Source organism: Nitratidesulfovibrio oxamicus (genome assembly GCF_015731765.1).
Classification (GTDB): domain Bacteria; phylum Desulfobacterota; class Desulfovibrionia; order Desulfovibrionales; family Desulfovibrionaceae; genus Cupidesulfovibrio; species Cupidesulfovibrio oxamicus.
The window spans coordinates 1-11,696 of record NZ_VRYY01000679.1; the positions used below are offsets into that span (position 1 = coordinate 1).

Consider the following 11,696-nt stretch of genomic DNA (forward strand, 5'->3'; position numbering starts at 1 on the left):
CGCCGCGCCAGCGCCCCACGCGCGCGTTCCACGCGTGGCGGGGTCGATGCCACCGGCGCGTTGCAGGGCCTGCTGACGGACATGGCGCCCCTCCATCCGGCAACGCCGTACATCGGCATAGACGAGGCCGGGCGCGGCTGCCTTGCCGGGCCCGTGGTTGCCGCCGCCGTCATCCTGCCTCCCCACGCCGACGCGGCCACCCTGGCCGCCCTGCTGCCCGACCTTTCCGGGCTGACCGATTCCAAGAAGCTCACCGCCGCCAAGCGCGAAGCCCTGGCCCCGCGCATCCGCCAGCACGCCGTGGCTTGGGGCCTGGGCGTGGTCTGGCCGCGCGACATCGAGCGCATCAACATCCTGCAGGCCACCTTCCACGCCATGTGGCGCGCCGTGCGTTTCCTGCGCCCCGGCCACGCGGCGCGGGATGGCGCGAATGTCTCCGGCTGGGCTCCGGCGCCCCTGACCGATCTGCATGGCCTGCCCAGCGTATCTGGCAAATTCGGCCTGTCCGATGTTCCGCTGATCATCGACGGGGACAAGACCATTCCCGCCGCCGTGTTCGCGGGACAACCGCCCCGTCCGGTCCGTTCGGATCAGGCCGCTCCTGCCACCCCGTTTCCCGCACCCGTGCAGCGCGCCGTGGTGGGGGGCGATGCGCTGGTTCCGGCGGTGTCCGCCGCATCCATCCTGGCCAAGACGTTTCGCGACCAGTTCATGACCGCACTGGACCGCCGTTTTCCCCACTACGGTCTGGCCGTGCACAAGGGGTACGGCACGGCGGAGCACATGGCGGCCATTGCCGAACACGGCCCCTGCCCGCAACACCGGGTCACCTTTCGCGGGGTGCGGCCAGAACCGCCCCAGACGCAGGGTTCGCTGCTGTGACGCCGCCCCGCGCCGCCACCCCGGCCACGGCTTCCGCCACCGACAATGCAGCCATCGGAGCGCGGGGCGAGGAGGCGGCGGCCCGGCTGCTGATCCAACGCGGCCTGCGGGTGCTGGCCCGCAACTGGCGGCACGGCGGCCTTGAACTGGACATCGTCTGCGACGACAGCGGCACCCTGGTGTTCGTGGAGGTGAAAACCCGCGCCGCCAGCGGTCCTGCACGCCCGGACGAAGCACTGACCCCGGCCAAGCGCGGCAAACTGGTGCGCGCCGCCCGGCAGTATCTGGCCGCCCACGACTGCTGGGACAAGCCATGCCGTTTCGACCTCGTGTGCGTGGTGCACGACGGGGCAACCCTGACGCTGGAGCACTACCCCCATGCCTTCGACCTCACCGCGTCTCTGGGTGGTGGCGACACCGCTTGGCAACCCTGGTGACCTTTCGCCCCGCGCCCGCGAAGTGCTGACAGGCGTCGCGCTGGTGCTGGCGGAAGACACCCGGCGCGCCGGGCAGTTGTTTGCCCGGTGCGGCCTGACCGCCCGGCGGTTCATGAGCTTTCACGACCACAACGAGGAAGAGCGCCTGCCGCACATCCTTGACGAACTGCGCGCCGGGGCGCACATCGCGCTCATTTCCGACGCAGGCATGCCCCTGATGGCCGACCCCGGCTTTCGGCTGGTGCGCGCCTGCCGGGCAGAGGGCATCGACGTTTCGGTGCTGCCCGGCCCCTCGGCCCCCGTCACCGCGCTGGCGGGCAGCGGCATTGCACCGCAACCGTTCACCTTCCTGGGGTTTCCGCCGCGCAAGCGGTCGGACGTCGAAAAGCTGTTCGCGGAATACGCAAACGTGCGCACCACCTTGGTCTTTTTCGAACGCAAGGACAGGCTGGCCGATACGCTGGACGCCGCCCACGCCGTTCTGGGCCCGCGCGAGTGCTGTATCGCGCGGGAATTGACCAAGCCTCACGAGGAGTTTATCCTTCTACGGCTGGAAGACAGGGAACAGCTGACCCGTGAATTACTTGGAGAAATCACGGTAGTCATCGGCCCTCCGGAATCCGTGACCGCCACACCGCGCGCAGAGGTGCTGGCCTTGCTTGCCGACGAGGCCAGGGCCGCCCCCGACGAGAAACCGCGCGAGCTGGCCCGACGGGTGCATGAGGCAACCCGGGGCTGGACGGTGAAGGAAATCTACAAGCTGATGCAGGACGCGCGCTAGGGACATTCCCCGGCGCGCATCCCGCCGCCAGCCCGGCCAGCCAACCAGGCAGTATCTCAACATCACAACCGCCTTGCCACGGTGCCCCATGCCCACTTCCGCCAACGCCATGCCCGACGCCAAGACGCTGCTGCTGTGCTTTCTGCGGTCGTATCTCGTGGGCGCGGCGTTCAACACGCGGGGGCACCAGAACATCGGCATCGTGTTCGCCATGGAGCCGGGACTGGCCGCCATCTACCCGGACCCGCGCGCCCGGCGGGAGGCACGAAAGCGCTACCTGCGCCACTTCAATACGCACCCGTTCTGGGCGCCGCTGCTGGTGGGCACGTTCCTGTCGCTGGAGGCGCGCATCGCGCGCGGCACCTTTCCGGCAGAGGTGCTGCGCAGCCTGAAGGACACAACCGTGTACACCCTTTCGGCCATCGGCGATTCGGTGTTCGGCGGCAGCATGCTGGTGTTCTGGTCGCTGACCACCTGCGCGCTGGTGGTTTCGGGCAACAACGGCGCGGCCTTCCTTTGGAGCCTGATGCTGTTCGTCTCGTTGCAGGTGTTCAAGCTGTTCACCTTTGCTGCGGGCCTGCGCGAAGGGCTGAAGGTGCTGCAACGGCTGAAGCAGTGGGACCTCATCAACTGGGGCGAAAAGCTGAAGCTGTGCAACGCCGTGGTGCTGGCGGGCCTGTTGTGGCTGATCTGGCCGCATCACCAGCATGCCCCGCGCTGGACGCTGTCCGCGCTGCTGCTCATGCTGGCCTCGTGGTTGATCGGTCGTTTTCACGTTTCGCGAATCTTTCTGGCCGTCTGCGCCACCGCCGCGGCCTTCGCCCTGCCGTGGGCCGATGATTGGATGCCGTTGCCCTGGGGTTTTTAGCCAGCCGCCCGCATCACGAACCATACCGACGCCATAGCCTACAGGATACACGACGTGCAGGAACCCATCGAAGAGACGCAGGAAGGACTTACCGTGACGGTGTGCGTGGCCAACGACCAGGGCCTGCACGCCAGACCGGCCGCCCGCCTGGCCCAGGAAGCGCAGAAGTTCGGCGCGGAGCTCTTTCTTGCCATGGACGGCATGGAAGTGGACGCCAAGAGCATTCTGGACATCCTGTCCCTGGCCGCCGCCAAGGGCACGCGCCTTACCCTGCGCGGCGTGGGGGCCGACGCGCGCCACGCGCTGGAGCACCTTTCCGCACTGTTCCGCAACCGCTTTCGAGAGGAGTAGCCGGTGGCGCGCGAGATCCTGCAAGGCATCGCCGTTTCGGCGGGTGTTTCCATCGGCAAGGCGTTCTTCACCAACCGCCGCCGCAGAAGCGTCTCGTTCGAAATCATTCCGCCCGGTGCGGCGGATTCGGAGGTGGCCCGCCTGGAGCAGGCCGCCAGCGACGTGCGCGACGACCTTGCCCGCGCCCGCGACAACGTGCCCGCCGAACTGCGCGACCATGCCGCGATCATCAATTCGCACATGATGATCTGCCAGGATCCCAAGCTTATCCGCGCCGCCTCGCAGCGCATCCGCGACCATCACATCTGCGCCGAATGGGCGCTGGACCAGGCTGTGGAGGCCATTGCCGCCGCGTTCTCGGCCATAGAGGATCCGTACATCCGCGAGCGCGTGCAGGACGTGCGCGCCGTGGCCGAACGCATCCAGACGCGCCTTGTGGGCCGCCACGCCGAACCGATGCGCCCCCCGGACGAGCGCATCGTGCTCATGGCCCACGACCTGACTCCGGCGGACGCCATGGGCCTGCCCACGGTCAAGATCATGTCCTTCGCCACGGCAGAGGGCGGCAAGACCTCGCACACCGGCATTCTGGCGCGCAGCCTGCAGATTCCCGCCGTGGTCGGCGTCTCGGCGCTGGAAGAATCCGTGGCCGACGGCGACCTGGTCATCGTGGACGCCCTGCGCGGTCTCATCCTGGTGGACCCGGACGAGGCGGAACTGGCCGACTACACCGACCTCAAGTACCAGTTCGAAAACTATCAGAAGTCCATCCGCCGCCAGTCCACCCTGCCCGCGGAAACCCTGGACGGCTACCGCATCGACGTGCAGGCCAACATCGAACTGGTGGAGGAAGTGCCCCAGGTGCTGGATGGCGGCGGCGACGGCGTGGGCCTGTACCGCACCGAGTACGCCTTCCTGAACCGCCGCACCTCGCCCACCGAGGAAGAACTGTACGACGAGTATTCCCAGCTTGCCGGGTTGCTTTCGCCCCGGCGGGTGGTGTTCCGCACGCTGGACGTGGGCGCGGACAAGATGCTGTCCGAGCAGAGCCAACTGGAAGAACCCAACCCGGCCCTCGGCCTGCGGGCCATCCGCTTCTGCCTGCGCCATCAGGACGTGTTCCGGCGGCAGTTGCGGGCCATCCTGCGAGCCAGCGCGCACGGCTCCGCCTCGCTGCTGTTCCCCATGATCTCGGGGCTGCACGAACTGCGGCAGGCCAAGCACATCCTGAACGAGGTGCGGGCCGAACTGGACGCGGCAGGCCTGCCCTACGACCCGGACATGCCCGTGGGCATCATGGTGGAACTGCCCTCCGCCGTGCTGATTTCAGAGGCGCTGGCGCAGGAAGTGGACTTCTTCAGCATCGGCACCAACGACCTGATCCAGTATTCGCTGGGCATCGACCGGGGCAACAAGCACGTCTCGTACCTGTACCAGCCGCTGCACCCGGCCATCGTGCGGTCCATCAAGTACGTGGTGGATTCGGCACACCGCATGGGCATATCGGTGTGCGTGTGCGGCGAAGTGGCGTCCGACCCGTACTGCCTGCCCATCCTGCTGGGCATGCAGATAGACGCCATTTCCATCGCCCCGCAGGCCATACCGGGCATCAAGCACATTCTGCGACGCACCAACATGGAAGAGTGCAAGGAACTCTTGCGCGACGTGCTGAGTGCATCCACCGTCTCGACCATCAACCGCATGGTGAAGGAAACGATCTACAATCGCTTCCCGGAAGAGCTGACGTTCTTCTCGTCCATGCTGGACCAGGATGATTAGCGCGGGCAGCACATCCCATACCGACAACATGACAAACCTAAGAGACACATGATGTTATGGTACAATTCCACATGCTTCCCCTGCCACAAATTCTACTAAGAATACGCCATCTCAACAAGATACAAAACAAAAACTGTGCTGAGCTAGTTATCACCTGACAGTAGTCCCTCCGAAAGGAAGTGGTCATGTCGTACCCGACAGGGGTAGCGATGAGGTTGCGAAGCTTCATCAACCATCAGCAAGGAGACCGACATGACCACTAACAAGAAGGTAGCACGAAGGACATTGAGCCTGCTTGAGCTTGCAAGCGACCTGGACAACGTGAGCAAGGCGTGCCTCAGCATGGGGCATTCGCGGCAACAGTTCTATGAAATCCGTCGCAATTACCAGACGTTTGGCGCAGAAGGGCTTGTGGACCGCCTGCCGGGACCACGAGAACCGCACCCGAACCGGGTGGACGAGGCGACGGCGGAAAGGATTCTGGCGTACATCCTTGAATTCCCGACGCATGGCCCGGTGCGCGTGGCCAAACAGTTGCTTTTGCATGGTGTTCAGGTCAGTTCCGGGGGCGTGCGGGGAGTCTGGAGCCTCAACGGAATACTGACCCGGCATGAGCGGCTGCTGCGCTTGGAGCGGCATATACGGGATACCGGAATCGCCCTGAATGACGACCATGTTTGCACCTTGGAGCGGTTTAGCCCGGAATTCCGGGAGCGTCATATCGAAACCTGGTGCAGCGGCGATCTGTTCGCCGTGGAAACGTTTTTCGTAGTCACGCTGAAGGGCGTGGGAAAAATCTATCTGCAATCGGCCATCGACTGCCACAGCCGCTACGCCTTCGGCAGGCTGTACACCAGCAAGCTGCCGCTTACGGCGGAACACATGCTCAACGAGTCTGTGCTGCCCTTTTTTGAGGAGCATGACACGCCGGTCGTCACGGTGCTTTCCGACAATGGCCGGGAATTCTGCGGGCGCGCCGACAGGCATCCCTACGAATTGTTTTTGCAACTGGAAGGCATCGAGTACCGGACAACTCGTGTCAGACGCCGGCAAAGCAACGGCTTTGTGGAGCGACTGCACAGGAAATTGCTCGACGAGCATTTCCGGATTCAGGGTCGCAGGAACTGTTACGAGTCCTTGGACGAAATGCAGACGGATCTCGATGTCTATCTGCACCGCTATAACCACGAACGGGCGCACCAAGGCAGAAACACGAACGGGCGGACACCCTACCAAGCCTTCCTTGATGGTCGCCCCGAGGGCCAGCCGGAAGAGGGCAACGAAGGGCAGCAGGCCGCCTGATCAGCATCCCACCGAGCACGGCAGTGTCAGCTGGACACTATCTCTGTACAAGCACACAAAAAATAAACATACAAAGACAATGAGCCACAACGCACCAACTAATAAGACATGGGAAATATGCTTCGCACTACTACTTGCTGCAGCATATGCCTACATTCTCGCTGTGTTTATCACCAACCAGCACTACAGAGGCCCTTACTGGTACTTCTTTAACGCAGATCCCAGCTACGCCTTTTTAATTGGCTCTCTCGGCCTTGCCAATCTTGACGGAACACACTTCACATACCACCCTGGAATAACACCACAACTCATTGGTGCTGCTGTCTTGCGGATAGCACACTCACTTCAATTTGAAAACACTAACATCGTAGTCAGCGTAATTTCCAAACCTGAAAAATACATTTACTGCATCAGCTTGACACTTCTTGCTCTCTACATGATCACCCACGCAACACTAGCATTCTACACAAAAAAACACTTCAAATGCGACCTACTACTACAACTATGCATACTCGCGACGCCATTTGTAAATAAATACCCTGTCACTGACATAGGTGGGAGCGAATTTTACGGATTCACCTGCGAAAGCACTACCCCCTTCTTAATGAATTTGTTGTTGCTTATTATCCTTGCAACTTACCACAGACTGACAACCAAAGATAGCACAGCAAAAAACACAGCAGCCATTTCAGGTGTTCTAGCAACTATAGGAACTCTAAACAAAATAACGCTCGCCCCCATCATGGCCTTCACATTCTTTATCCAGCGCAACCCCAACGCTAAAAAGAAATGGGCAATTGCAGCAGCAGCCACATTCTGCACCATCGGGTTGCCACTCTTGTTAAATATTAACATTTTCATAGAGTTCATAGACACCATCAGCAAAGGTAGCGGACTCTACGGTTCAGGCCCCCAAACCTTCGTATCGCTTGATAACATCATAGATAACGCCACAGCTTACGCAACAAACTATTATACAGAGGCCTTCATCACCGCAATAGCCACACTTACAATTTGCATTTCCAGGAACACCACAAAAAGAACAGAACTTACGATTTTAACCTATATAACACTTGCACAAATAATCACCACCCTTCTTGTCATAAAACATTACCAACCAAGATATTTATTTCCCCTAAATCACACCACACCACTACTGTTATACTTTAGCCACAAAATACTGCACGAAAAAATCTCGCCAAAATTTGCAACATCAGCATCGCTGATTTTATTGACATTATTTCCAACTTTTTCCATCCCAAAAACCTTTCAACATCAAAATCGCACCAGCACAGAAGCGCAAGACATAACTGACATATATAACATCATAAACTCAAATCCGGACATCAGATCAAGCCAACATATTTACCCACTTAACAATAGCAGCCAAGCTAATGCACTAGCTTTTGGCAACGCATGGGCACGCACTCCATTTGCAAAGACCATATCAGAGGCACACCCCGAAACACTGTATTACATATACGGAGATTTTTATTCACTAGTAGGACAAAAGGTAGAAACTGCAAACATCCGCGGCGATCTATACATATTCGGACCGACTCTTCACCTAAAAAATGGAGATCTAAAAAAACTCAATATTGACGTCATTTACAGGAACAGCAGCCAATTTATTGCAAAACTATCCACCCCTCTCAACAGCCCAGCCCCCGAAATCAATGGCACAGAAAAATAAACACACACCCATACCGGAGCACCTCGCGCAAAATATTTTTGAATTTTTTAAATTTATATTCTTTAAAAACCCAACAGCAAAACATCTACATTCCAAATACATCCTCTACAACCCTACAATGCGATAATTATAGTGCTTTGACAGATTAATCTCTTGGAATCTAGTCGGCCCGCGGCATTGTCACGCAGCAGCAACCGCCAAGCCCCCAGGTGAACATGCGCAACAATGCCGAATTGACGCCTTGCGGACAAAAGGGAATGGTTCACCGCGGCTTTCCAGGGAGCGCCTGAGAGGCGCGAGCTGAGGCGACGGTATATGCCCGTAGCAGGTTCAAAAATGAACGGCGCGGTATCAGGCCGAAGGCTCAGCAGGTTTGTAGGCTCGCGATTCGTGGTCGCATAGGTTGCGCTATCTTCTTGGTGATATCCAGTTGAACGAGGCGCTGACACTGCGACAACGCCGCATGGCGGCGATGTCATTTCGAGGAGACTGAAGCCCAATCGGCCTACAATTTATCGGGCATTGCGCCGGATGGTTCGGGGTAAGACGTTCATGCCTTGAGCCACGAGCGTCGATACTGAGTTATATCTGTGAGTTACCGAGCGACTTGCTACACCTGGACATCAAGAAACCATGTCAGGTTTTCGGGGCCGGCTACCGCATCAAGCCTGCCCAGCGGGCAAGAGATTCATCGAAGAAGACGTTCCCAACTGCGCACAACCTCCCCCCCACCCCCTTCCCCTTTCCCCCACCCGCCCGCCCCCAACCCTTGCCATTCCCGCCGATTTCTGGTCTTGAAACCCCTTGCGCGCCACATCACCGCGCGGAACCGGCATCCGGCATCGATTTCGTTCCGCAGCCGACGCCCTCCGCCGCCCCGCCGGGGCTTCCTCCACACGCGCGCCACCAACTGCACCAACATTCCCCAAATATATGAGCAAGAAACCCTCACCCGCCCTCATCGCCCAGAACAAGAAGGCCCGGCATCTCTATGAACTCGACGATTTCATGGAGGCGGGCCTCGTCCTGACCGGCTCGGAGGTCAAAAGCCTGCGCGCGGGCCACGTGAACTTTCGCGACAGCTACGTGGATTTCCGCAACGGCGAAGCCTTTCTGGTGGGCCTGCACATTGCCCCCTACGACAACGCGGGCTACGCCCAGCACGACCCGGACCGCGACCGCAAGCTGTTGCTGCATGCGAAGCAGATCAACACGCTGGCCCTGCGCGTGGCCCAGAAGGGCCTGACCGTGGTGCCGGTGAACCTGCACTTCAGCAAGGGCCGGGTAAAGGTGGAAATCGCGGTGGGCCGCGGCAAGAAGCTGCACGACCAGCGCGAGGATCTGAAGAAGCGCGCCGCCGACCGCGACACCGAGCGCGAGCTGGCCCGGTTTTAGCCTGTCCCAGCAAACCGTCCGTTTTTGGCGTTGGCGACGCGGAACATCACCCGCCAGCGCCAGTAAATCCCGGTTTGCACCTGCACCACCCCCCCCCCCCCCCCGGCCATTTCCCAGCCAATCCCCAACCGCATCAGCCCCGGATAGCCCCGTGTCCACCCAAGCTCCCCATCTCAGCGCCACGCAGGAACGTTCCCTGCGCGACATCTTTCCCGGTGATGCACTGCTGCTCACGCCGGAGCAGACCCTGGTCTTCGCCACCGATGCGGGCCGCCGCATGGGCACCCCGCTGGCCGTGGTGCGTCCCACCACCGAAGCGCAGGTGGTGGAACTGCTGCGCCTGGCCCAGGCGGAACGCCTGCCCGTGTATGCGCGGGGCCGCGCCTCCAACCAGGTGGGCGCATGCGTGCCCGACCGGCCCGGCATCGTGGTGTCCCTGCTGCACATGAACCGCATCCTCGACATCGCGGACGACGACTTCGTGGCCGAGGTGGAGCCGGGCGTGGTCACCTCCGACCTGCAACGCGCCGTGGAGGCGCGCGGCCTGTTCTACCCGCCGGACCCGGCCAGCATCGACATTTCCACCATCGGCGGCAACGTGGCCACCTGCGCGGGCGGCATGCGCGCCCTGAAGTACGGCGTCACCCGCGAATACGTGCTGGGGCTGACGGCGGTGCTGCCCGGCGGCAGGGTGCTGCACACCGGGGGCCGCTGCCACAAGAACGTGGTGGGGCTGGACCTTACCCGCCTGTTCGTGGGGTCTGAAGGCACGCTGGGCATCGTCACCCGCATCGCGCTGAAGCTCCTGCCCCTGCCGCAGGCCACGGCCACCCTGCTGGCCGGTTTCGCCTCCATGGAAGCGGCCATGCACGGCGTGCGCCGCATCTTCCGCGCGGGCATCCTGCCGGTGGCGCTGGAATTCCTGAGCCCGGAAGTGCTGGACTGCGTGGCCCGCCGCCAAACGCCCCCGTGGCCCGACAGCGTGCGCGGCGCGCTGCTGATCCGCCTGGACGGCAGCCGCGAATCGCTGCCGCTGGAGGTGCGCCGCATGCACGACGCCCTGCACACCAGCGATGGCACATCCGGTGACGCGCCCGGTGACGCTACCGGCAACGAACCGCCGGTGTGGTCCGCCCACGGTGTGGGCCGCGACGAGGAAGAACCCCTGTGGGCCATGCGACGCGGCATCAGCCCTTCGGCGTACCTGGTGCGGCCCAACAAGATCGGCGAGGACATCGCCGTGCCGCGCGGTCGCCTGCTGGACGCGCTGACGGGCATCCGGGCCATCGCGCAAGCGCACGACCTGCCCATCCTCACCTACGGCCACGTGGGCGACGGCAACATCCACGTGAACATCATGTACGACGGGGCAGACCCTTCGGAAACCACCCGCGCCGACGCCGCCACGGTGGAAGTGATGCGCCTTGTCCGCTCCATGGACGGCACCCTTTCCGGCGAGCACGGCGTGGGCATGGCCAAGAAGGAATTCCTGCACCTGCAACTTTCGCCCCTGGAAACGGAATTGATGCGCCAGGTGAAGCACGCCTTCGACCCGCTGGGCATCATGAACCCGGACAAAGCCTACTAGGGGCACTTCTAAATTGTCTTTTCGTCCGTTGGCTTCGTCAAACTTCGTCTGCCATGTCGGTCGAATACCAGAAGAGTATACTCCCTAATGGCTGACTCGTTTTCCTTGCCAACGGAGCAAAAATCCTAATTTATAAGCGCCCCTAGGGGGCGGCAACACACCATGAGCACGGACACCACCTCCAGATCCACGACGAACGGCGGCGCGCCGGGCGACACCGCCGGGCAGCCCCGCGCCTGCCTGCTGTGCGGCCAGTGCACCGCCGTGTGCCCTGCCTTTCTGACCACCGGGCAGGAAGAACTTTCGCCCCGCGCCAAGCATCTGGTGTTCGCCGCCCTGCGCGACGAACCGGGGCGCCTTGGCCTGAAGCCCGCGCGCGAACTGGCCGACCGCTGCCTGTCCTGCGGACGCTGCGCGGCCATCTGCCCGCAGGGGCTATCGGTGCCGAAGGCGCTGGCCGCCCTGCGCGCCAGACACCCCAACTGGCAACAATGGTTATGGAAGCAATGGATAGGGCATGGCCGCCTGCTGTGGCCCGCGCTGGCCCAAATGACCCGCGTGGTGCCCGGCGCCGTGGTGCCGGACGGCGTGCAGCACATGCTGCGGTCCGCCGCCGCCAT

At 61.6% G+C, this 11,696-nt stretch carries 11 protein-coding genes; all 11 read left to right on the plus strand.

The genetic code is table 11. The annotated features are described in order from the left end of the window. The first annotated feature begins 81 nt into the window (after window positions 1-81). On the plus strand, window positions 82-882 hold the full coding sequence (gene rnhB, locus FVW20_RS17145) for a ribonuclease HII (RefSeq protein ID WP_196610542.1): 801 nt from the start codon (window positions 82-84) through the stop codon (window positions 880-882). Next, window positions 879-1,319 carry a YraN family protein gene (locus tag FVW20_RS17150; RefSeq protein WP_196610535.1) on the plus strand — a complete coding sequence of 147 codons (441 nt, stop codon included), beginning with the start codon at window positions 879-881 and terminating at the stop codon, window positions 1,317-1,319. Before rnhB ends, FVW20_RS17150 begins: the two co-directional genes overlap by 4 nt. After that, entirely contained in the window at window positions 1,261-2,100 is an 840-nt protein-coding gene (rsmI, locus tag FVW20_RS17155; protein ID WP_196610536.1) for a 16S rRNA (cytidine(1402)-2'-O)-methyltransferase, read from the plus strand. Before FVW20_RS17150 ends, rsmI begins: the two co-directional genes overlap by 59 nt. Window positions 2,101-2,188: 88 nt before the next feature. Further along, window positions 2,189-2,968, plus strand: coding sequence for a PTS system mannose/fructose/sorbose family transporter subunit IID (locus tag FVW20_RS17160; RefSeq protein ID WP_015946499.1), 780 nt, complete (start codon window positions 2,189-2,191; stop codon window positions 2,966-2,968). 54 nt (window positions 2,969-3,022) lie between these two features. After that, window positions 3,023-3,319: an HPr family phosphocarrier protein gene (locus tag FVW20_RS17165; protein ID WP_015946498.1), complete on the plus strand. Its 297-nt coding sequence runs from the start codon at window positions 3,023-3,025 to the stop codon at window positions 3,317-3,319. Between the two features lie 3 nt (window positions 3,320-3,322). Beyond that, a complete protein-coding gene (gene ptsP / locus FVW20_RS17170; protein WP_196610537.1) occupies window positions 3,323-5,098 on the plus strand; it encodes a phosphoenolpyruvate--protein phosphotransferase in 1,776 nt (591 codons plus the stop codon). A 252-nt stretch (window positions 5,099-5,350) separates the two neighbouring features. Then, window positions 5,351-6,400, plus strand: a complete 1,050-nt coding sequence (locus FVW20_RS17175; RefSeq protein ID WP_196610538.1) for an IS481 family transposase — start codon at window positions 5,351-5,353, stop codon at window positions 6,398-6,400. Window positions 6,401-6,479: 79 nt separating this feature from the next. Then, window positions 6,480-8,093, plus strand: coding sequence for a hypothetical protein (locus FVW20_RS17180; protein WP_196610539.1), 1,614 nt, complete (start codon window positions 6,480-6,482; stop codon window positions 8,091-8,093). A 933-nt stretch (window positions 8,094-9,026) separates the two neighbouring features. After that, the gene (gene smpB / locus FVW20_RS17185; protein ID WP_007527135.1) at window positions 9,027-9,488 is read left to right on the plus strand and encodes an SsrA-binding protein SmpB; all 462 of its coding nucleotides are present in this window, start codon (window positions 9,027-9,029) and stop codon (window positions 9,486-9,488) included. Window positions 9,489-9,639: 151 nt separating this feature from the next. Beyond that, window positions 9,640-11,076 carry an FAD-binding oxidoreductase gene (locus tag FVW20_RS17190; RefSeq protein WP_196610540.1) on the plus strand — a complete coding sequence of 479 codons (1,437 nt, stop codon included), beginning with the start codon at window positions 9,640-9,642 and terminating at the stop codon, window positions 11,074-11,076. Between the two features lie 162 nt (window positions 11,077-11,238). After that, window positions 11,239-11,696: 4Fe-4S dicluster domain-containing protein (locus FVW20_RS17195; RefSeq protein WP_196610541.1), on the plus strand; the 458-nt coding region annotated here is incomplete at its 3' end.